At 53.2% G+C, this 23,292-nt stretch carries 18 protein-coding genes; 17 read left to right on the forward strand and 1 reads right to left on the reverse strand.

Translation table 11 applies throughout. The features are described from left to right. The first annotated feature begins 39 nt into the window (after positions 1–39). From BLW97_RS10635 to BLW97_RS20210, 11 genes are all read left to right on the forward strand, one after another. Positions 40–1,173 (forward strand): NAD-dependent epimerase/dehydratase family protein, encoded by a 1,134-nt coding sequence (locus BLW97_RS10635; RefSeq protein ID WP_077218370.1) that lies wholly within the window; start codon positions 40–42, stop codon positions 1,171–1,173. Between the two features lies 1 nt (position 1,174). Further along, positions 1,175–2,158: an NAD-dependent epimerase/dehydratase family protein gene (locus tag BLW97_RS10640; RefSeq protein ID WP_075323140.1), complete on the forward strand. Its 984-nt coding sequence runs from the start codon at positions 1,175–1,177 to the stop codon at positions 2,156–2,158. A 12-nt stretch (positions 2,159–2,170) separates the two neighbouring features. Beyond that, entirely contained in the window at positions 2,171–3,313 is a 1,143-nt protein-coding gene (locus tag BLW97_RS10645) for a glycosyltransferase family 4 protein (protein WP_077218374.1), read from the forward strand. Beyond that, entirely contained in the window at positions 3,310–4,479 is a 1,170-nt protein-coding gene (locus BLW97_RS10650) for a glycosyltransferase family 4 protein (protein WP_075323142.1), read from the forward strand. Before BLW97_RS10645 ends, BLW97_RS10650 begins: the two co-directional genes overlap by 4 nt. 118 nt (positions 4,480–4,597) lie before the next feature. Further along, complete coding sequence (wbaP, locus tag BLW97_RS10655; RefSeq protein ID WP_242947794.1) at positions 4,598–6,076, forward strand: undecaprenyl-phosphate galactose phosphotransferase WbaP; 1,479 nt, start codon at positions 4,598–4,600, stop codon at positions 6,074–6,076. 349 nt (positions 6,077–6,425) lie between these two features. Further along, on the forward strand, positions 6,426–7,991 hold the full coding sequence (gene purH / locus BLW97_RS10660) for a bifunctional phosphoribosylaminoimidazolecarboxamide formyltransferase/IMP cyclohydrolase (RefSeq protein WP_075323143.1): 1,566 nt from the start codon (positions 6,426–6,428) through the stop codon (positions 7,989–7,991). 11 nt (positions 7,992–8,002) lie between these two features. Further along, positions 8,003–9,265 carry a phosphoribosylamine--glycine ligase gene (gene purD / locus BLW97_RS10665; protein ID WP_075323144.1) on the forward strand — a complete coding sequence of 421 codons (1,263 nt, stop codon included), beginning with the start codon at positions 8,003–8,005 and terminating at the stop codon, positions 9,263–9,265. 15 nt (positions 9,266–9,280) lie between these two features. Further along, positions 9,281–9,841 (forward strand): L-threonylcarbamoyladenylate synthase type 1 TsaC, encoded by a 561-nt coding sequence (tsaC, locus tag BLW97_RS10670; RefSeq protein WP_075323145.1) that lies wholly within the window; start codon positions 9,281–9,283, stop codon positions 9,839–9,841. 4 nt (positions 9,842–9,845) lie between these two features. Continuing rightward, a complete protein-coding gene (hemF, locus tag BLW97_RS10675) occupies positions 9,846–10,736 on the forward strand; it encodes an oxygen-dependent coproporphyrinogen oxidase (RefSeq protein WP_075323146.1) in 891 nt (296 codons plus the stop codon). After that, on the forward strand, positions 10,733–11,839 hold the full coding sequence (locus BLW97_RS10680) for a quinone-dependent dihydroorotate dehydrogenase (protein ID WP_075323147.1): 1,107 nt from the start codon (positions 10,733–10,735) through the stop codon (positions 11,837–11,839). The genes hemF and BLW97_RS10680 overlap by 4 nt, the downstream gene beginning before the upstream one ends. Before the next feature lie 7 nt (positions 11,840–11,846). Beyond that, positions 11,847–11,975, forward strand: coding sequence for a hypothetical protein (locus BLW97_RS20210; protein WP_264318854.1), 129 nt, complete (start codon positions 11,847–11,849; stop codon positions 11,973–11,975). Between the two features lie 31 nt (positions 11,976–12,006). On the opposite strand, the gene BLW97_RS10685 is transcribed toward BLW97_RS20210, so the two are convergent. Then, on the reverse strand, positions 12,007–13,389 hold the full coding sequence (locus BLW97_RS10685) for an MFS transporter (protein WP_242947795.1): 1,383 nt from the start codon (positions 13,387–13,389) through the stop codon (positions 12,007–12,009). A 315-nt stretch (positions 13,390–13,704) separates the two neighbouring features. Here BLW97_RS10685 and BLW97_RS10690 point away from each other — a divergent pair, with 315 nt between their 5' ends. The 6 genes from BLW97_RS10690 to BLW97_RS10715 all read left to right on the forward strand — a co-directional run. Beyond that, complete coding sequence (locus tag BLW97_RS10690) at positions 13,705–14,466, forward strand: tetratricopeptide repeat protein (protein WP_075323149.1); 762 nt, start codon at positions 13,705–13,707, stop codon at positions 14,464–14,466. After that, positions 14,463–16,514, forward strand: a complete 2,052-nt coding sequence (locus BLW97_RS10695; RefSeq protein ID WP_075323150.1) for a phosphocholine-specific phospholipase C — start codon at positions 14,463–14,465, stop codon at positions 16,512–16,514. The genes BLW97_RS10690 and BLW97_RS10695 overlap by 4 nt, the downstream gene beginning before the upstream one ends. A gap of 194 nt (positions 16,515–16,708) precedes the next feature. Then, complete coding sequence (locus BLW97_RS10700; protein ID WP_242947833.1) at positions 16,709–18,109, forward strand: TolC family protein; 1,401 nt, start codon at positions 16,709–16,711, stop codon at positions 18,107–18,109. Further along, positions 18,106–19,203 (forward strand): efflux RND transporter periplasmic adaptor subunit, encoded by a 1,098-nt coding sequence (locus BLW97_RS10705; RefSeq protein ID WP_031569395.1) that lies wholly within the window; start codon positions 18,106–18,108, stop codon positions 19,201–19,203. The genes BLW97_RS10700 and BLW97_RS10705 overlap by 4 nt, the downstream gene beginning before the upstream one ends. Beyond that, positions 19,200–22,319: an efflux RND transporter permease subunit gene (locus tag BLW97_RS10710; RefSeq protein ID WP_075323152.1), complete on the forward strand. Its 3,120-nt coding sequence runs from the start codon at positions 19,200–19,202 to the stop codon at positions 22,317–22,319. The genes BLW97_RS10705 and BLW97_RS10710 overlap by 4 nt, the downstream gene beginning before the upstream one ends. A 13-nt stretch (positions 22,320–22,332) precedes the next feature. Beyond that, on the forward strand, positions 22,333–23,292 hold a 960-nt coding region (locus BLW97_RS10715; RefSeq protein ID WP_143214917.1), incomplete at its 3' end, for a DUF3857 domain-containing protein.

A 23,292-nucleotide genomic window follows, 5' to 3' on the forward strand; every position in this document is an offset into this window, starting at 1 on the left:
CCGTGAAAGTCACATGATCCACCAACCACGGCGGAACCAATCCTAACGCGAGAGAAAACAGCTCTTCAGGGACCATCAGCTAACTCCAATTCAGGGCACGACCGCTCCACAGCATTCTACCCCCTACCCACTCAATCTGACGAAGAGCCCTTCGGCTTCGTTGGTGGTCATGTAACAAAACGTCTTGTGGATCTGGGTGCCAACGTGACAGTGGTCGATATCAATACAGATCCCCAAAGAGATTCAATCATGAACTGCGCTTCTATGGATCTTCGTTCCAAAGTACTCGTCCAGAAAGCAGATGTAGTTGATGTTAACGCCATGAAGGAAATCATTCATGAAGGCCGTTTCCACTTCATTTTTCATTTTGCCGCGTACGCTTCAGTGATTGAAAAAGCAGTAAGCGCGCCTTACGACACCATCATGGCTAATACTATGGGCTGGGTAAATGTACTCGAAGCCTGCCGGACAGCTAATCATAAGCCAAACATGATTTTCCTCTCCTCTACAGATAAAGTTTATGGAGAGATGGAGGGCGATTCCTACACTGAACATTTAACTCCGCTCCGAGGCATCGGCGTGTATGATTCAGCAAAACTTGCCGCAGATGTATTTTCGAGGACTTATCACGAAGCCTTTGGCTTGCCGACAGTCACTCTACGCATGTGTAATATATATGGTCCCTATGATTTCAACATGGGTTACCGACTTCTACCCAAGGCCATGGCCAATATATTTGGAAATTCCGAGCCGACAGCTCCGGAACTTTATTTCGATGCCATTGAACACCATCGCGACTATTTGTATGTAGACGATCTGGTGACTGCCATCCTGTTACTGGCGCATGGTAAAAAATGTCGTGGCGAAGTCTACAATCTTTCTGCTGGAACCTATCTGCCTACCCCACAAATGCTGAAAACCATCGTCGAGCAGGCCGTGCAAGTGGAAAAAGAATTCGACAGTGATCGGGCTGAAACAATCTTGAATAATGGTATATCCATACACGTACGCAGCACTGGTGCTACGGTACATGCCATTACCAAGCAACATCTTAATGGAAGCAAAATTGAAGATGCTACAGGTTTCAGGTCACAAACTGATTTTCTGAGTTCATTGCGCGAGACCATTCGCTTTTACCGCAATTATCTTAAAACCAAGAATGAAGGTTGCTGAAATGAATCCATTCTGGAGTGGGCGCCCCTGCCTCGTCACTGGGGGGGCCGGGTTTGGCGGTTCCCATCTTTGTGAGCACCTCCTGAATTTAGGAGCCCTAGTGTATGTGCTTGACCGCTGGTTACCCAGTAACTCATATCTTGTTCTCACTGGCATGATATCGAAGGTCAATTATATTCAAGGCGACATCAGAGACATGGATTTGCTTCGCTTAACCTTGGAACGCTTTGAGATAAACACGGTTTTTCATCTTGCAGCGCAGCCTATCGTTCCTATCAGCAACATCCTTCCACAGGAGACCTTCAGCATCAACGCTCAAGGCACATATACAATCCTGGAAGCGGTAAGAACAGTAAGCTGCACTGAACGACTTGTTTTTGCATCAAGTGGGGCCTATTACGGAGCCACATCAACCGATAATGCCATTCTGGAAAATCACCCACCGCTACCAGCCACCAACATTTATGCGCCTTCAAAGGTAGCAGGTGATGTGGCGGTTAGAACGTACGCACATGTATATGGTATGAAAACTGCTGCGTGCCGTTTTATGAATACATATGGCCCAGGCGATAGTAATTTCAGCCGAATCATCCCCCGCGCGATTAAAAACTTGATTACCGATGCACCCTATGACTTTGGTTCACGGGACGATGGTAGTTCGCGAATTGACTGTCTTTACATCGGTGACATGGCGCACGCCTACACTAGTGTTGCCGAAAATCTGGAAACAATTGCTGGCGAAGCGTTTAATTTCGGGACAGGTGTACCCACTGCTCTGAAGGAACTCACTAACAAGGCCTCTCAGGCTTACGACGGAAAAAAAAGAACACCTATATTTTCCGGTCCTATCAAGTCTGTTCCATCCATTAAGTATCTCGACATCAGCAAATCGCGACAGAAACTTGACTGGTATCCCAAAACAGCGCTTACAGAGGGTCTGGAGAAAACCATACATTGGTACCAGAAACACTGGGATAATTTTTAATCTGGAAAAATAATGACCTATAATATACGAACACTACAACTGGGTTCATCATGGTTCCCTGAACATTCTGGGGGACTCGAAAGATATTATTTTGATTTGATCCAGCATCTAATAAACCAAAACATTCAAAGTCGTGGTCTCGTAATTGGAACAAATGCAGTAGAAAAAAACACCAACAATCAGGTCAGCGCTTTTTCACAAAAAAATTTACCACTTTTGCAAAGATTGTACAATGCTCGCATTGCAACAAAAAAATTAATCAATGAGTTTAATCCAGATCTTGTTTGTGTCCATTTTGCCTTATATGGTTTTCCTGCCGCTGATTTACTTTCCCGACAGGCTCTGGTGGTCCACTTCCATGGGCCATGGGCTCAAGAAACAGCAGTGGAAAATGGAAACAACAGATCTGCCATAAAATATTATATTGAAAAAACAGTTTACCGCAAAGCAAACCGATTAATTGTTCTTTCAGAAGCATTCAAGGAGATTTTGATAAAAGATTATCGAATTCCTGTGGATAAAATTTATGTCGTACCCGGTGCTATTGACACTGAAAAATTCAATATAACCCTTGGTAAGGTAGAAGCTCGGCAAAAACTAGGATGGCCCACTGATAGACCTATCCTCTTCGTTGTCCGTCGTCTTTCCAGACGGATGGGGCTGGAAAATCTTTTAATAGCATTAAAAAACGTCCGTAAAAAGTTTCCTGATGTAGTCCTGATGCTTGCAGGCAAAGGCAATATGGCCAATGAGCTTGCTAAAAGTGCTGATGAGATGGGCTTGAAAAACAATATTCGCTTTCTCGGCTTCGTACCAGATGATAATCTTTCAATGGCTTATCGTGCTGCAGACTTCACTGTTGTTCCCAGCACTTCTTTAGAGGGATTTGGTCTCATAACGGCAGAATCCATGGCAACTGGAACACCTGTACTGGTTACCCCAGTAGGGGGGTTGCCAGAAATCATAAAGCCTTTCAATCCTGAATGGATAACCAGAGATATCGGGAGCAAAGCAATATCTGAATCAATTATTAGCATTTTATCCGGGACAACAAAAATGCCTTCGCCTGAGTCTTGCCAAGTCTATGCAAATCGTTACGATTGGAAAGCAGTTACTCCGAAGATTTCTGCAATTTATCGGGAGGCAATATCATGAATATTTTATTCGTTGATCAAACAGCAAAACTCAGTGGTGGTGAATTAGCGCTTTTAGATATTGTTACACCATATAAAGACGGCAGCAAAGTTATTTTATTTGAAAATGGCCCACTCCGCGCTGAACTCGTAAAACGTCAGGTTAAAGTTGAAACAATTATTCCAAATGGCGCCCTTAATAATATTCGTAGGGGTTCTCGTATTCCCATGGCAAGCATCACTTCATTGGTTCGTCTAGCCAGAAGCGTAGCTCAGGAAGCAAAAAATTTCGATTTTATCTTTGCTAACTCACAAAAGGCTGGTCTTATCTCTGTTCTTGCTGGACAATTGGCGTCTAAACCTGTCGTCTGGTACTTGCATGATATTTTGAATTCCGAGCATTTTGGCAAGGCTCAATTGCTGGCCGCTCGATATACTGCAAGGAAGTCTACGCAAATTTTGGTCAACTCGAAGTCAACAAAAGAAGCTCTCCAGATTTTGACTGGTCGTAACGATAATACTCATTTAATTTATAATGCTTTTAATACGAAACCATTTGTCGAAACTCCTAATTCTCAGGAAAACCAGCGTGAGGCCTTAGGCTTTGATAGTCGGCCTCTGGTTGGTGTTTTTGGCAGACTATCCCCCTGGAAAGGGCAGGATGTATTCTTGAGGACGCTTGCTATGATGCCGGCAGTACAAGGCTTGATTGTTGGCAGCTCCATGTTCGGAGAGGATGCTTACGCTCAACATCTGGAACAGGAAATCAAAACTCTTGGCCTGGAAAACAGAGTAAAGCTGCTCGGCTTTCGGAGTGATATCCCTGAACTTATGAAGACTTGCGATATAATCGCACACACGTCTATTGCACCTGAGCCTTTTGGTCGCGTAATCGTTGAAGGTATGCTTTCCGGAAGGCCGGTAGTTGCCAGCAAATCCGGGGGGCCCAATGAAATCATAGAAAATGGCGTCACGGGAATGCTCTATACCCCGGGCGATTCTCAGGCTCTGCAATCTGTTCTTTCTGAGATCATTAATGAACCAGAACAGGCTTTGCTGATGGCGCAACGTGGCAGGGAAACAGCTCTCAACCGGTTTTCCCTTGACAATATGCACAAACGTCTGGATGACATCATCACCGTTTGTTTTAACCAGCAAAAAACGACCCTTTGTGGAGAATCTGTCTAGTTTCCGCAGAAGATATCATCATTGCTCTCGATAGTCGTCACAGGATATGCTGGTTCTCAGGTTTTCTCTGCGGCTTGCCTATCGGGAATTGTCCATGCCGAAGCTCGGAGAATGAACAATGGCCACCATAAGAATCAGTATGCGCACACACTCTACCTTCCAATGGTCTAGCTGGACGCCTTTTATTATGGCGCTGGGAGATATTTTAGCCTTTCTTGCCGCTTTTTACTTTGCCCGGCTTTCTCACGCACTCTACTATGATATTAATCCGTTGTGGGTTCTTCAGCATTGGTGGGGGAGCCTGGCTCAAATTAACACATTGCTTTTTTTGATATTAACCGTCTCCGTCATTATCAGCTTTGCCATCAAGGGGCACTATAGCCAAAGAAAAGCTTTTTGGGATGAAGCAGGAGATGTGTTAGCTGTTCTCATTCTTTTTATTGCCCTGAATTCAGCTATCGCGTTCATTGGAAAATGGCCTCTTTCAAGACTGTGGTTATTTTCCACATGGGGCCTTGTATTTTTGTTTTTACCCGTCGCCCGACATTCCACGCGCTGGATGCTGGCTCGTCTTGGGGCCTGGGCGAAGCCCGTTGTCATTATTGGTTGCGGAAAAAATGCTCTCGAAGCCATTCGCGCCCTGACCAGCGAACCCTTACTGGGCTACTCCATCAAAAAAATCCTGATTCCTGAAAATGCCTGCTTGTCAGCTGAAAGACAGAATTATCCACCGGTTGGGATGGAGCCTCTGAGTCATGACCCGATCGGTCAGCTTGCGGATTTAGGCAATCCGCATGTTGTGTTAGCTTTGGACATGGAGCAATGGGAGGCACAAGAACACTTGGTGCGCACCTTGGGTTTTGGTTATCCCCGTTTGACCATTGCACCGCCTTTGCGGGGTTTACCGCTTTTCGGTCTGGAAGTCATGCATTTTTTCAGTCAGGAAGTTTTTATGCTGCGGGTACGCGACAACCTCGCCCGACCCGGTCCACGTATTCTGAAACGTATATTTGACCTGCTTGCCGCGTCTTTGATCATCATTGCGGTCTCCCCTGTCCTTGCTTATTTATCCTGGAAAATAAAATCTGAAGATGGTGGAAAAATATTTTTTGCACAAGAGCGGGTCGGTCATAACGGAAAAACTTTTCGTTGTTTCAAGTTCCGGAGCATGGTGCATGATGCCGAAGCAAAATTAAGTGAATATTTGGAAACCAATCCAGATATAGCTGCTGAATACTCCAGAAATTTCAAGTTGAGAAACGACCCGCGAGTGACTCGAACCGGGCGTCTGCTAAGAGCCACCAGTCTGGACGAACTACCTCAATTATTCAATGTGTTACTGGGTCAGATGAGTCTGGTTGGGCCGCGACCCCTGCTGGCACGCGAAATCAACCGATATGGTGACGGTATCAATCTCTACGCCCAGGTAAAGCCAGGTATAACGGGTCTCTGGCAAGTGAGTGGACGTTCGGAAACCACCTTTGCAGACCGTGCAGATCTGGATGCCTGGTATGTAAAAAACTGGTCTCTATGGTATGACATCGTCATTTTGTTGCGCACCATCAAGGTGGTTTTTTCGAAAAGCGGGGCCTACTAAACATAAGACGCTACCAGCAATGGTGTCTGGTCTAAGATCCTGACACCATTCAGCCATGCTCGTGCTCATGTCCGAACAGGTTTAACGCCACATAGTAAGATCAGGCATCCACCTAAGACGGACTACGACGAGAATCTCAGCATCTACGACAAAAACTGTTCCGCTGCTGGTGTGTCACAGCTGTCCGACAGCTTGCATCCCCCGCGCGGCTCTTCTACAATAGGCTCATTCCGTTAACGCAGTTTGCGTTATGCGAGTAAGAACGCTCCCTCCATCAGGAGGTTTGGGTACGACAGGTCTCCTGATCGTACCTTTTTTAATTTTAGGCTGGCAAAGGTGGCATGGCTTTATGGGTGAAATAACACGGGCGCTCATCAGCGTTTCTGATAAGCGCGGGGTGGTGGAGTTTGCACGGCGACTGCGCGACTTTGGGGTGGAAATTCTGTCTACGGGTGGAACCGCCAAGGTGTTGATGGCCGACGGTATTGCCGTTCAGGAAGTGGGCGATTACACCGGCTTTCCGGAAATGCTGGAGGGCCGCCTGAAAACCCTGCACCCCAAAATTCATGGTGGCCTGCTGGCCCGTCGCGGTAATGCTGACCACGATCGGCAAATAGCGGAGCAGGATATCCTCCCCATTGATTTGCTTTGCGTCAATTTATACCCGTTTGCCGAAACCGTGGCGCGCCCCGACTGCACGCTGGAAGATGCCATCGAAAATATTGATATTGGTGGGCCGACCATGCTCCGGGCCGGGGCCAAAAACTGGGAAGGAGTGACAGTTCTCGTTGATCCTGATGACTATTCCCGCGTCTTGCAGGAAATGGAACAAAGCCACGGTGGCGTGGGGGCGGCTACCCGTTTTCATCTGGCGACCAAGGTTTTTGCTCATACCGCCCAGTACGACGGAGCTATTGCCAATTATTTGTCAAGCCGCAATGTGGAAGGCCAGCAAAGTCAGTTTCCCCAGACCCTTTCCCTGCAGTTCGAGAAGGTGCAGGAATTACGTTATGGCGAAAACCCCCATCAGGCGGCGGCTTTTTACCGCGATGGCAGTGGCGGGGGGCTGGCAGATGCCCATCAGTTGCAGGGCAAGGCGCTTTCCTACAATAACATTGGCGATGGGGATGCGGCCGTCGCTCTGGTCATGGAATTCTCGGAACCGGCCTGCTGCGTGGTCAAACATGGGAACCCCTGTGGGGTAGCTTTGGGTCAGGATTTGCTCAGTGCCTTTCAGCGCGCCTGGGCGGGCGACCCGGTTTCGGCCTTTGGCAGCATCATTGCCTTTAATGCCCCGCTGGATGCCCAAACTGCTGAACTGATCAGTAGTCAGTTTGTTGAGATGGTACTGGCTCCGGCCATTCTGCCCGATGCCCGCCTGATTCTGGCCAAAAAGAAAAACCTGCGGGCGCTGGCTTTTGAAGACGGTCACGCCTGGCAGCGTCCAGGCTGGGAATACAAACGGGTACGTGGCGGTCTACTGGTGCAGGAATTTGATCAGGCCATGGAAATGGAAGACGACTGGCAGGTGGTCAGCGTGCGGGCGCCCAGCCTGCAGGAGCAGCGTGACCTCGCCTTTGTCTGGCGGGTTGGTAAATATGTACGATCCAACGCCATTGTCTATGGTCGTGAAGGGCAGACCGTGGGTATTGGCGCGGGACAGATGAGTCGGGTAGATGCGGCCCGCTGCGGGGCCGCCAAGGCACTGGATCTGGGCTTTGATTTGCACGGTGCGGCACTGGCTTCCGATGCCTTTTTCCCGTTCCGGGACGGGGTTGATGCGGCGGCCGCTGCCGGAGTGAAAGCCATTATTCAGCCCGGCGGCTCCATTCGCGATGAAGAAGTCATCGCCAGCGCCAATGAGCATGGAATTGCCATGGTGTTTACCGGCGTCCGTCACTTCCGCCACGGTTAAGAGGGATATTTATGGGTGCGAAGGTTTTGGTTTTGGGAGGCGGCGGTCGTGAACATGCCATCGCCTGGAAGCTGGCCCAATCAGAACAGGTCGAGACCGTCTATTGCGCGCCCGGTAACCCTGGCACGGCCGGTGAAGAGAAGCTGTTCAACCTGAAGCTGAATCCCAACAATCCTCAGGCGGTAGTGGCTGAGGCGCATGTTCTGGATATTCAACTGGTGGTGATTGGACCGGAAGCACCACTGGTGGCGGGAGTGGGAGATGCTCTTCGCCGCGCCGGAATTCCGGTTTTTGGTCCGGATCAGGCGGGGGCCATGCTGGAGGGCAGCAAGGCCCATGCCAAGGCTTTCATGATGCGTCACGGGCTGCCGACCGCCCGTTACGAAAGTTTTACGGACACTACCCATGCTCTGGAATACCTGCATGGGCACCCGCTGCCGGTGGTGGTCAAGGCCGATGGCCTGGCTGCAGGCAAAGGTGTGGTTGTAGCCAGCACCGTGCAGGAAGCAGAAACCGCAGCACGGCAGTTTCTGCAGTGGGGGCCCATCATCATTGAAGAATTTCTGGAAGGTGAGGAAGCCAGTTTTATTGCCATTATAGTCGATGGTCAGGTGCTGCCTCTGGCCGGTTCCCAGGATCATAAGCGGCTGCTGGATGATGACCAGGGGCCCAATACCGGTGGGATGGGTGCCTACTCCCCTGCCCCGGTGCTGGACATGGCCATGAGTGAGCGGGTGCTGCGGGAAATCATGCGCCCTGCAGCGCAGGGTCTGATGGCCGACGGCACGCCGTATTGCGGCTTTTTGTATGCTGGCCTGATGATTGGCCGGGATGGGCCGAAGTTGCTGGAGTTCAATTGCCGCCTGGGCGATCCTGAAACCCAGCCGCTGATGATGCGCCTGCGCTCGGATCTTTATGCGGTCTTGCTGCTGGCTGCCCTGGGTGAGCGATTACCGCCTGAACTGGAATGGGACGAGCGCAGCGCCTTGTGCGTGGTGATGGCGGCTGAGGGATATCCTGAGCATCCGCGCACGGGGGATGCCATTGCCGGACTGGGTACAGCCGAAACGGATACCGTCAAGGTGTTTCATGCGGGTACCAAAAGTGTAGATGGTCATGTGGCTACGGCTGGTGGACGGGTGCTGGGTGTGACCGCGCTGGGCGATAGTCTCGCCATTGCCCAGCATCGCGCTTATGCGGTAGTAGCTAAAATCCACTGGTCCGGGGTGCAGTTCCGTCAGGATATTGGTCATTTGGGCTTACGCCGTGACTAGGCAGGTCTGAGACGTATGCCAGGTCATACTCCGCGTCGTCAGGAATTACGCCAGCTGGTTGCGCACCTGCGCCGGGGCGGGGTCATTGCCTACCCCACGGAAGGGGTCTGGGGGTTGGGTTGTGACCCTCGACAACGTCAGGCACTGCGCCGCATTCTGCATTTGAAAAAGCGCCCACAACACAAGGGCGTTTTGCTCATTGCCGGACGCCGCTCCGAAACCGCCGCCTTCTGGTCGGATCAGGGCATAGGTCCGGCACTGCTGGAACAATACTGGCCGGGGACCACCCTGGTGCTGCCCGCCCGTCGGCAGGTTCCCGTCTGGATTCGCGGACGGCATACCAGCGTGGCCGTTCGGGTCAGCAATCATTCTGGGGTCCGCGCTCTGACCCGGGCTTTTGGCAGCGCCATTGTCTCAACCAGTGCCAATCGCGCTGGTCAGCAACCCGCCCGTGACTTGCGCACCATCCGCCGCTATTTTGGAAAACATCTTCCGGTACTGCATGCCCGACTGGGTAGGCAGCGCCGTCCAAGCAGAATTGTCGATGCCCGTACCGGTCAGACTTTAAGGAGTTAAAAGGATGCAGCAGCCTTCCACTCAAATCGTAGAACAGTTTCTCCTCCAGCTTCAGGACCGCATTTGTACGGCTCTTGAAAAGGCTGATGGTCACGCCCGTTTTCGCGAAGATCTCTGGGAAAGGCCCGGTGGCGGCGGGGGGCGTACCCGGGTCATCAGTGGCGGTGATCTGCTGGAAAAGGGCGGGGTCAACTTCTCCAGGGTGCATGGCGATAAACTGCCACCCTCGGCCACTGCACAGCGACCAGAACTGGCGGGGCAACCTTTCACGGCAGTGGGTGTTTCGCTGGTTCTGCACCCCCGCAATCCCTATGTACCCATTGTCCATATGAACTACCGGTTTTTTGCGGCGGGTTCCGTGTGGTGGTTTGGTGGCGGGGCTGACCTCACCCCGAGTTATGGTTTTGTGGAAGACGCCCGGCATTTTCATCAAACTCTCAAGGCCGCATGCGACCGGCATGGCCCCGATTTTTATCCCCGTTTCAAGGAGTGGTGTGATGAATATTTCACCATCAAACATCGCCAGGAAATGCGGGGGGTCGGTGGCATTTTCTTTGATGATCTCAGCGGGGATGCCGATACTTTGCAGGCGTTCTGGGAAGAGGTGGCCAACAGTTTTCTGGAGAGCTATCTGCCCATTGCCGAACGGCGCCGCAACACTCCTTTTGGTGAGCGCGAACGGGATTTTCAGCTGATCCGTCGGGGTCGCTATGTGGAATTCAATCTGGTGTACGACCGGGGCACATTGTTTGGCCTGCAATCCGGCGGGCGCACCGAGAGCATTCTCATGTCCCTGCCGCCCCTCGCCGCCTGGCATTATGATTGGGAGGCACCGGCAGACAGCCCCGAGGCCCGCCTGAAAGAAGATTTTCTGACCCCCAGGGACTGGGTATGATTTATCCGCTGCTGCGGCCATTACTGTTTGGACTGGAGGCGGAGCAGGCCCATCAACTCAGCATCGCGGCACTGGAAACTCTGGGTCGCATGCCCCGCAGTCTGGAACGGATGGCCGAGTATTTTGCGGTGGAGAATCCCGCTCTGCAGCAAACCTTGTGGGGACTGAATTTTCGCAATCCCGTGGGTCTGGCCGCCGGTTATGACAAGGATGCCCGCGCAACGGCGGCCTTGCCGGCCTTGGGTTTTGGATTTATTGAAATTGGTACGGTCACACCACGCGCCCAATCCGGCAACCCCCGCCCCCGGGTATTTCGTTATCCGTCTTCCCAGGCAGTCATCAACCGCATGGGCTTTCCCGGAGAAGGCGCTACTGCGGTAGCTGAACGTCTGCGCGCCCTCCCCCATCCTCATTGCGTTCCCATCGGCATCAATCTCGGCAAAAACAAGGATACGCCGCTGGAGCACGCGGCGGAGGACTATGTCTTTGCCCTGGAAGTACTTTTTCCCTATGGAGATTATTTGACGGTGAATGTCAGCTCTCCCAATACGCCGGGGCTGCGCCTGTTGCAAGGTGCCGATGCTCTTCCGGAGTTGCTGGCCGCCGTCGCCGCTGCCAATCAACGTCTGGCCGCCGAATATCAGCGTCCAGCCCTTCCCTTGCTCCTGAAAATTGCTCCGGATCTGGATCCCGAGGATATTAGCGCCATCGCGCAACTCGCCAAAGGCGACCAGCCACTGGTGGATGGTTTCATTGCTACCAACACCACCATTGATCGTCCTGCCGGGCATCCCGAATATGTGCAGGCGGGAGGGCTGAGTGGTATGCCCCTCCGGTCACGTGCCAACGCGGTCATAGCCCAACTGTATCAAGACTGCGCGGGCAAGGTGCCGATTATCGGGGTCGGTGGTATATCCTGTGCTGCAGACGCCTATGAAAAAATCCGGGCGGGGGCCAGTTTACTGCAAGTTTATACGGGTCTGGTTTTTAAGGGGCCGGAACTGGTTCGCGAGATTTTGCTGGAGTTGCCTGATCTTTTTGAACAAGATGGTTTTTGCCATATCAGTGCCGCGCTGGGAACTGCCATCAATGTTCAGGAATAAAACGGTCATGATTTATTGGTCACGCTTACTGTGCTTGTTGTGTCTGCTGATTTCTTTGGCGGGCTGCGCCGCCGTGTCCGACACTGCGTCAGCGACCGGTGATGTGATTGATGCTGGCACTTCGCTGATCCCCTGACTCTGGATTCAGAACCGTTGGCGTTAAATCATCAGGCAGCACGCTGACTGCCGGGCTCCAGCATTTCCGGCAAAGCCTGACCTGCCATCTCCGAACCCAGCCACCAGGTAGTGAGCACCCCGACCAATCCTGCCCCCGCCAGCACCAACAATAATCCGCCATTACCCAATTCGGCCTGGAGCGTAGGCAGGAAAAACACACTGACTACTCCACCAAAACGACTGAAGGCGGTAGCAAAGCCGTGGCCTGTAGCCCGTAATTCTGTTGGATATAATTCAGTGGGGATGATCCAGGTGGTATTGCCCGGTCCAAAACTGTTGGCGATTTGCCAGATGATCAATCCTGCCGCGACAATAATAAAGGGTGGTTCGCCGGAGAGGGCAAAAAGCCCGACCAGGCCGAGGCTGATGGCATCCCCCAGAAAACCCCAAATCTGGGCACGACGGCGCCCAATCCGATCAATCATAAGGGCCAGAGGAATCCATCCCAGCACAAAACTGGCTGTAAAAAAGCTGTTTCCAATGATGGCCTGTTCCGGCGTTTTAAGCCCCATGTGCATAAGCATAAAGGGCAGAAAAATACCCAGGGCATAGCCCATGACATCCATCATGAACCAGGGCACACAAGCATAAACAGTGCGCCGCAAATACGGTTTACTGAACAGCATGGTCCACGACACATTACGGCTGGCCTGCATGCTGGAAGCCGTTTCCTGGACCAGACGCTCCCGCTCATGGGCATCCACATCCGGCACCAGCCAGCGTAAAACCTGTGCGGCTTCCTGCAAGCGGCCGCGATAAATATACCAGCGCGGCGACTCCGGCAAGCTCCGCCGCAACCAGAGTACCAATACCGCCGGCAACGCACCGGATGCCAGCATCCAGCGCCAGGCGTCCGGGCCCGTATGCAGCAACGCCAGACCCACTAGACTGGACACCAAAGCCCCTCCCATCCATAACCCGAAAATCCAGGTCATGGCCGACCCGCGTTTGTTTTTGGGCATGAATTCCGCAATGTAAGTGGAGCTCAAGGGATAATCTGCGCCTACCCCAAGTCCCAGAATGAAGCGCAAAATAACCAGAGAGGTGATGTCCCAGGCAAATCCGGAAAGCAAGGCCGCAAAGAAAAACGCGGCAATATCAATTAAATAAACCGTCTTGCGACCATAACGATCCGCAATAATACCGCCAAAAAGTCCACCAATCAGTGCGCCCACCAGCGCCGCAGTACCCAGCAATCCCAGCAGAGTTGGACCCAGATGCCACTGCGGTTTGAGCAGAATCAATACAATAGCCATGATACTCAAATCATAACCATCCAGAAAAATACCGAGGCCGGAAGCCCAGAGAATCCGCCGATGTCGCCTGGTGACTTTCTGTCCGTCGTCTATTGCACTGAGTAGGTTACTCATCATCTCGCCATCAAAGCAGTTATAAAGCGTTCACCATAGCACGCCAATATGACACTTTTATGACAGTGCTTTAAAGAATAGATGAAAAAACAGAGTTTACCTGACTTCTGTGAGCATTACGCTTTTCGTTATAGACCGTTACTTAAAAAACACTGGTCATGAGTTTTAATTAATACCTATCCTAAGCAAAATACAGACCAGAAAATATCATATTTTTGTCATAAAACCTTCACAATACTGTCACATTACCCTGATATGATGTTTTCAATTGAAAATTGAACAGTTTAATTCACTATTTACCCATTTTTGAGGATTGAGATGCCAATCAGAAATTTCAAGTTTTCGGCAATCGGCATCATGTTGATGCTTATTCCTTTCACTCAAGCCTTTGCCCAGGACAACACGTCACTCATTGCCATGAGCAACCCCGCCAATCCGGGCGCCGTTGCTGATGCCTATCTGTCCCATGCCCGGGCCATCCGCAAGGCGGATGCACCCATCGTCCATCTGCTGAATCATTCTGCTTATACCCAGGCGGTACCCCTCCTCAAAAAAGCGGCGGTGGACAAGGACGATTTCTGGGCTGCTGACACGCTGGGTCATTTGTATCAGGCCGGTTTGGGCGTTTCCGCAAACTCCCAGACCGCTTTTCACTGGTATCTGCAGGCCGCTGAGGCGGGAGATCGTTTTGCCCAGCGTCAAGTAGCCAATGCCTATCTCAATGGCTGGGGCGTGACCCGCAATCCCCAACGGGCGGCTTTCTGGTTTCGCCAGGGTCTGATGGTCCCGCAGGTGGCCAATGCCGATTTCTGGTTAGGCAAAACCTATGCAGCGGGCAGACTCATGCCGAAAAATCCGACCAAGGCGGCCTGGTATGAAGGGCGCAGTCTTGCTCTGCTGAAACAACTGGATGCCGAGCACGTGGGCGCTGCCGCCTATGATCTCGGCATTGCCTACTGGCACGGCTATGGGGTCAAAAGAGACGCTCATCAGGCTGAACAGTATTTCCGACGCGCCCTGGCGGAGCACTACCCGCCAGCGGCCGCTGCCCTTCAACATCTTGAGGAGAAAAATACATGAGACGTCGCGATTTTTTAAAAAGCCTGGGGGCTGGTGCCACACTCACCGCTTTTCTGGGCAGTTCGGTAGCCCGTGCCGCCATGCTGCCCGCCCTGGGCCGTTCCGGGACCCTGGAAGATGTGGAACATATTGTGGTCTTCATGCAGGAAAACCGGTCTTTTGATCATTACTTCGGGCATCTGAGTGGAGTACGCGGCTATAATGACCGCTTTCCGCTGAAGTTACCCGACGGTAAACCCGTCTGGTTTCAGGGACGCATGGACGACCCGACCCGGCCCATTCTGCCTTTTCATTTCAATACCCGGAAAACTTCCGCACAATTCCTTCAGGACCTGGACCATAGCTGGGCGTCTCAGCACGGAGCCATTGCGGGGGGCCTGATGAATGCCTGGCCGATCAACAAGACCGACATGACCATGGGTTATTTCCAACGCCAGGACATCCCTTTTCATTATGCGCTGGCCGATGCCTTCACCATTTGTGACCATTATTTTACTTCTCTTGCCGGGCCTACCTGTCCCAATCGCTGCATGCTTTTTACCGGCTCCATTGATCCCGAAGGCCAGCACGGCGGCCCCTACATTGATGACGACACCCATCTCTGGACCAAGGGCGTCAAGCCCTTTACCTGGACGACGTACGCGGAGCGCCTGCAAAAAGCAGGCATTTCCTGGCGGGTCTATCAGGAAGGACTCCACGAAGAGGATCATAATCCGATGACGGGGAATTTCGGGGAAAATGCGCTGCTGTATTTCCAGGCGTTTACGGACATTCCCGACAGTTCACCGCTGGCCCAACGCGCACGGCGACCGGGCGGAGTGGCAGCATTGCGTGAGGATGTGCTGCGTAATCGTCTGCCGCAGGTTTCCTGGATTGTGGTGCCGGCCGGTTATTCCGAACATCCCTCTTATCCACCCGCCTATGGCGCCATTTACATTGCCCGGGTGCTGGATGCCCTGACCAGTAATCCGGAGGTCTGGGGCAAGACTGTGCTGCTTCTGGATTATGATGAGAATGATGGATTTTTCGACCATGTGCCGCCACCTCAACCTCCCACTCCGGTGCGGCCCGGCAAAAGTACGGTAAGCACCGAAGGCGAAGTTCACAATCGGATTAACCCGGACTGGCCTACGCTTTATAGCGCCGACCAACTGCCCTATGGTCTCGGACCCCGTGCACCAATGATTACTATCTCGCCCTGGAGCAAGGGTGGCTATGTGTGTTCGGAAGTCTTCGACCATACTTCCGTCATCCGCTTCATCGAAAAACGCTTCGGCGTCAGTGAACCTAACATCACCCCCTGGCGACGCGCCATTTGTGGTGATCTGACGGCTGCTTTCGATTTCTCGCGCCCCGATGAGCGCAAGGTATCGCTGCCCAGCACCGCCAACTATGTCGCGACGGTACATCACGAATCCACTTTGCCCGCTCCGCAAGTACCCACAGAACAGGCCGTTGCCATAGATCCTCAAGAAACCGGCCTGCGCAAACGGCGGCCCCTAGCATACGCCACCGCAGTGCGGCTGGAAGCAACGCATCAGGGAGTCCGTCTGCACCTGCATAACCCTTCTGAGCTAGGCGTCGTCTGCACCGCCTACTGGGATCACAGCCATCAACTTCCTCATCATTACACTCTGGGAGCAGGAGCCAAACTGGAAGACGAGATGATACTGCCCAAGGATCAGAAGCTCGCGCTCACGGTTTATGGTCCGGACAGCTATATCCGTAAAATTACGGGTACCGGTCCTTCCACTTTGCACATTGATACCCAGGGAACCAGGACTGGGGATATCCAGGTGCTCTTGTATAACGCCGGTGCTGATACCTTACCCATTGAAGTAACGGACCCGGTGTATGGCCAGGCAGCTCGGAAAATTCAACTTGCAGCAGGACAAACCCAGGAACTGCACTGGAACCTGCAACCCAGTCACCACTGGTATGACCTGATGGTCTCCACCCCTCAACACCAGTGGCGACTGGCAGGGCACATCGAAAACGGGGACGAGAGCTTCAGTGATCCGGCCAATACCCAACCTGTTCTACTTTAAATCAACAGAACTTCCCGGTCGCATGGCTAGCGTGATGCATCTATAGTCTTTAAGATGCTTCACGCATCAGACAATATCCGCAAGAACAAGGTACCCGCACTATGCGTCTTATCCGTAGCTTCCTGAACGAACCATTTTTCAAGGATTGCTTAAGGAGCTGGTGCGAGGGCATTCTGTATTGTATGACTCTCGGGATGCTTTTGAGTGCTCAAACTGCCTCGGCAGCGCCTCTGGACATGCTGTTTCACGACCCTTTTGATACTCAAGGATGGGTAAAGCAACCACTGGGACAAAGCTGGCAAGATCGGCAACTACAGTTGCCCAAGGCGGCTCTGCCGGGCACGCGCACTTTCGTAAAACCCCAAAGTCTTGCCGCATTGACCAATTATGCACTGGCACACAACCCGCAAACCCGGGTGGCCTATGAGAATTTACAGGCCTCTGCGGCAGGGTTGGGTGTCGCTGAATCTGCCTGGTTGCCGAGTATTTCCCTGAGTGACACTGCAGCGCGTTCCCAGAGCAATACCACAGCGGGTTTTAGCATTCCCATCATCAACAGTAATTCGGCTTCTCTCAGCCTGAGTTATGTACTGCTGGATTTTGGGCTACGCGCCGCGCAGAAAGATGGGGCGCTGGCTCAGTTGTACATTTCCGGCTTTGATAACAATAGCGCGCTGACGAAAGTCGCTCTCAGCGTCACCCAGAATTACTACCAGCTCATTGGCGAGCAGGCGCTGGTTCGGGCTTATGCGCAAACGGTCAAGGAAGATAGCGCCAATCTGGATGCCGCCCGTCTGAAACAGCATTCGGGTATGGCAACCATTGCCGATATTCTGCAGGCCCAGTCGGCTCTTGCACAGGCGCAGTCCCAATGGATTTCGGCTCAGGCTACCGTGCGCTCAGATCAGGCCGCACTGGCGGAAAGTTGTGGATTACCACCCGGCAATCCCATTCCGCTGGTACCGTTGAACACCCATCAACTACCCCCCGACATTACCCCTTCTGTGCACTCCCTGGTCCTTCATGCTACTCAACACAACCCCAATGTCATGGCGGCTGCCGCCCAGATTCTGGCCAGCCGTGCCACACTCCGGGAGGATCAGGCTCAGGGACTACCGACCTTGAGCGCATCGGTTTCAGCCGGAAAACGCTTTCAGAACGGGCTGGAACCTTCCCAGAACTGGGCCATCGGTTTCAGTCTTAAAGTGCCGCTGTTTACGGGTTTTCATGACAGTTACCAAATTCAGGAGGCGCGGCGCCAGGAGCGTAGTGCTCAGGCCTCATTGAACCAGGAGACCCAAAGCATTGCCTTAACCGTGTATCAGGATTACCAGACCGTCATGGGTGCGCGATCAGCGGCAAAAGCGGCACAAATCGCGGTCAAAAGTGCCCAGGCTTCGCTGGCTGCCATCCGCGCCCAATACAAGGTAGGACTTTCGACCATGCTCAACTTGCTGACTGCCCAGGCGACGCTGACGACGGCTGAACAGACCCGGATTCAGGATATGACGACGGCCTATGTGCAACTGGCTAATCTCGCCAATGCCTTGGGGATGATCGGGCTCCCCGACACGACCACAGGATTCCACTCATGATGCGCTCTCTGTCCGTAAGATCCCTGTTGCTTCCCGTTGCGGCAGCCCTGATCCTGGCGGGCTGCGCCCAGCATAAGCCCTCCCACAAAAATACGGCACTGCCGGTCGAAACCACGACGGTGCAGACCGGCAATCTACCCATTGTGGTCAATACCCTGGGGCAAGCCGTGGCATCCCACAGTGTCACCATCACCCCGCAGGTGAGCGGCATTTTGCAAAAGGTTGCCGTTCACTCGGGGCAAGTGGTTCAAAAAGGCCAGCTTCTCTTCCAGATTGATCCTGCCACACCCGCCGCCCAGGTGGCTGAAGACCAAGCCAATCTGCAGGGTGAAATGGCCCAGGAACAATATGATGATGCCCAGGTCAAGGCTTATGCGCCGCTGCTCAGCAAGGATTATGTCACCCGTCAGACGGTCCAGCAGGCTCAGGCTCAGGCCAACACCGCTGGTGCCACCGTGGCCGCTGATCAGGCGGCACTGCAAGCCGCTCGAATTACTCTGGCTGAAACTCGGATTACCGCACCTATCAGTGGCAGCGTAGGCATCCTGAGCCTCAAATCAGGCAATCTGGTCACTGCCAACAGCACAGCACTGGTCACCATCAATCAAATTCAACCCATTTACGTGCAATTCAGCCTGCCTGAGGCCTATCTCGACGATTTACATACCGCCATCAGCAATCACTCCGGCAAAGTAGAAGTCTGGGATGAAAATCATCAGACCCGGATTGGCACCGGGACGGTCACGGTGATTGATAATACCGTCAACACGGCTTCAGCAACCGTCACGGCGCGCGCTACCCTCAGTAATCAACCGGCCCGACTCTGGCCCGGTGAATATGTGCAGGTAGATTTCACCGCCCGAGAACTGCGTCATGCCCTGATCATTCCTGCAACCGCCTTACAGCAGGGCGTCTCCGGCCCTTATGTCTATACCATAAAAAAAGACAAGGCCATTATGCAGGCCGTGCAATTTTTAGGGCAGAACGGTAAGCAGGTGGCCATCGCCGGAAGCCATTTATTGGGAGAAAGGGTGATTGTGGGAGCGCCGACCCGACTTCATCCCGGTTCTGAAGTGCGCGTGATCAAGTCATGAATTTATCGGCACCCTTTATTCGCCGTCCCGTTGCCACGACGGTACTCGCCGTAGCAGTAGCTCTGCTGGGTTTGTTTGCCTATCTGCAATTACCCACGGCTTTGCTGCCTAACGTCAGCTTTCCGATGGTGATGGTCACCGCAGAACTGCCGGGAGCCAGCCCCAAAACCATGTCCAGCGCAGTAGCCACCCCACTGGAAAGGCAATTTGCCAGCATTCCCGGTCTCAACTCCATGAGTGCCGTCAGTCAAAATGGAGTGACCCAGATCACCCTGCAGTTCGATCTCAGCAAATCCGCGCTGGGGGCCACCCAGCAGGTGTCCAACGCCGTTTCCCAGGCCCAGCATTTTCTACCACCGGGTATGCCCGAGCCACCTTCGGTCCGGCAAATGAATCCTTCGGCCCAGCCCGTGTTTTATATTGGCATGTCCGCGCCCAACATGCCGCTCTATGAATTGGACAAGTACGCGCAAACCAAGGTCAGCACAGCATTATCCGGCATATCCGGGGTATCTGACGTACAAATTTACGGTGCACAAACCTACGCCGTGCGCATTTATGTGAATCCTTTTGCCCTTTCTGCCCGGGATCTGAGTCTGCAGGCCGTGCAAAGCGCCCTGGGTAATGCCAATGTCAATCTGCCCGGTGGCACCCTGGATGGGGGCGATCAGGCTTTCGCCACCCAGGTACATGGTCAGTTACATACCGCAAAAGCCTACAACCATCTGGTTCTGGCCTACGAAGGCGGACAGGCGGTGCCCCTCAGTGCGGTTGGCAAGGCCGTCAACAGTACCGAAGATAACCAGCAGGAGACCTGGATCAACAAAACGCCCGGCATTGTTCTCGCCGTAACACGGCAGCCCGGCAGCAATACCGTAGAGATTTCCAACAAAATCCGCGCCCTGTTGCCGCAACTGCAGGCGGCCATGCCCGGCGGGGTGCATCTGACCAATGTTTTCGATCTGGCCGATTACATTCGCGCGGCAGTACACGAAGTGTTGATGACCCTCATCCTGGCCAGCATTCTGGTAGCTGGTGTCATGTGGCTGTTTCTGCGCCGCCCCTCGGCCACCCTCATCGGTGCGGTCGCCATACCCCTTTCCCTGCTGGGCACCTTTCTGGTCATGATGCTGCTCGGTTTCAGCATCAATACCCTGACCTTGCTGGCCCTGACCCTTTCCGTGGGTTTTGTGGTGGATGATGCCGTGGTGATGCTGGAAAACATCAACCGACATATCGACCGGGGTGAAACCGGCATGACTGCCGCCCTCAATGGCAGTCGGGAAATCAGTTTTACGGTTCTGTCCATGACCTTGTCGCTATCCATCATTTTTCTGCCGCTGATTTTCCTGGGGGGCTTTGTCGGTCATTTATTCTCGGACTTCGGGGTCAGTATTGCTGTGGTCATCCTGATTTCCGGAATGGTCGCCCTGAGCGTTACTCCCATGCTCTGCAGCCGTTATCTCAAACCCAATCATGCTCACGCCCTGACTGATCTGCATGATACGGGTCACTTACCTGAAGACGGAATTTTTCAGCGCTTTTTCAAGGACAGTCGCGATTTTTATATTCGCACCCTGAAAGTTGCCCTGCAGCATAAATACTGGATGCTGGCCCTGGCCGGACTTGCGCTGGCGGGTAGCGTCTGGCTGGTCATGATTGTTCCCAAGGCTTTTCTACCCAGCCAGAATTCGGGCATGATCAATGCCAACATTGAATACCCGACCGGAATGACTTTTGCTGAAGTCAGGCATGAGCAGTCAGAAATCGCCCGGATTGTGAAATCCAATGCCCGCATTCAATCGGTGGTGTCTTCGGCAGGCCAGGGTGCAGGAGGTTTTGGCAGCCGCAACTCCGGCCATATGTTCATCCACATTCGCAGTGGATATGCGCCACAGACGGAAAACATCATTGTGGATCTGCAGCGCGCCACCCGTCGCTTCCATAATGCCCAGATTGTTTTTCAGGGACCGCAAAGCGCCCACTCGGGAACCGCCAGCGGCAATGGCAGCTATATTTATGAACTCATGGGCAGCAACTGGACAGATCTGAATGCGGCCACGCTGAAAATGACCGAAGCCCTGCAAAAGCTTCCGCAACTGAATTCAGTCAGTAACAGTCTGGAAAACAATAATCCGCAGGTCACCATTCATATCAATCGGGCTCGTGCCACCGCTTTGGGGGTCACCCCGGCCGCCATCGAAAACACCCTGGGTCTGGCCTTTGGCGGACATGAGGTGGGAACCATTTACGGGGCCAGTAATCAATATGAAGTAATTATGGAACTTGAACCGCGCTATCAGAAAAATATCAACGCCTTGTCCACCCTGAGCGTGCCGGGGGCGGGATCAACGCTGGTTCCCCTTTCTGCCGTAGCCAGTTTTCATTATGACGCAGCCCCCCTGAATCTGATGCAGCACAATGGCCAGCCCTCCACCACCATTTCCTTCAATCTGGCTCCCGGGGTGCAGCTCGGTTCGGCCATCAGCGCCCTGCAGCATACGGCTCACCAAGTCCTGCCCGCAGGCATTGTCGGGCATCTGGGCGGTAATGCCGCGCAATTTCAGTCTGCCTTCAAATCTTTGCCTTTTTTATTGCTGGCAACGGTGTTGCTGATTTACGTGGTCCTTGCCATTTTGTATGAACATTTTCTCCATCCCCTGACGATTTTGACGGCTTTGCCGCTGGCGGCTTTCGGTGCGCTGCTGTCTTTGGTCATTTTTCATGAGCCGCTGGATTTATACAGTTTCATCGGCATCATCATGTTACTGGGGCTGGTCAAGAAGAACGGGATTATCCTCGTTGACTTTGCCGTCAGTCGGCGCCGTGAGGGCGAAGATGCCTACGAAGCCATTATTGATGCCTGCACCATTCGTTATCGGCCGATCATGATGACTACTTTTGCCGCCATTCTCGGGGTGCTGCCCATTGCCATCGGCTTTGGCGCCGGTGCCGGAAGTCGAGTACCCCTGGGTATTGCCGTGGTTGGCGGTCTGATATTTTCCCAGTTTCTCACCCTGTATATCACGCCCGCTTTTTATTTATGGTTTGACGGGCTCTCCTGGCCACGTCGCAAACGGACGCAAGCCGTTGCGTTGAATCCCGATCTCTCATAAAGGTAACTCATCCATGCTTCTTCTGAAATCTGTCCAGCGCGCTCTGATGGTTCTTGGTGGGGCAGGCCTGCTAAGCGGCACTTTACTGGGCAGCCTGGCCCAGGCCGGGACGACGGTTTCTGGCAACAGCAACGCGCCTTTTATCCCGCTCAATGAAAAGCAGAGCGGAGCCCCCCTGCGGATTCTCAAAAACCATGTCAATGTTTCGGTGCAATCCAGCGGACTGTTTACCGAGCGCGATCATCAGGTGCTGGAACTTCTCAATCCGGCCCTGGAAACCATGATCAATCCCTACCAAATCCAGTATTCTGCCGATATGGCCAAGCTGCGGGTGCTGCGCGCCTGGGTCAGCACGCCCAGTGGCCAAAAATATGTCGTTCCTGCCAGTGCCATTTTTGTGCGCCCGGAACCGATGGCTGCCGGAGCCCCCATGTATAGTCATGCCAAGGTGCTTTCCATCGTTCTGCCGAAATTGGGCAAAGACGATCAGCTTCATATCATCACCGAAAAAACCCAGACCACGCCCTATTTTGCCGGACAGTTTTCGCAAATCTGGGAAATGCCGGTCAGTCAGTCTGCACGCAACTTTCGTATTGATATCACCGCACCACGCAGCATGCATTTACGGGCCGCCCACACCGGCAACTGGATTGTTTCGCAGCGCACTCAGGGCCAGTTGATTCATATCAGTGCCCGTATGGCGGTACACCACGCGCGTTATCCGGGACCGAGCACCGTGGATGAAAGGCAGTTCAGTCCGCTTTTTGAAGTCAGTACTTTTCCCAGTTGGGCAGCCGTCGGCAAGGCCTACTGGTCACGCGCCGCCGACAAGGCGGCAGTCACCCCCATTGTCCAAAAAACCGCCGATACAGCAAGTCATGGACTGCAGGGCTGGGATGCGGAAAAAGCCCTGTATACCTGGGACTCCCACCATATTCGTTATGTAGGTCTGGAACTGGGTGTCGGCGGTTAT

It is taken from the genome of Acidithiobacillus albertensis (genome assembly GCF_001931655.1).
Taxonomy (GTDB): Bacteria; Pseudomonadota; Gammaproteobacteria; order Acidithiobacillales; family Acidithiobacillaceae; genus Acidithiobacillus; species Acidithiobacillus thiooxidans.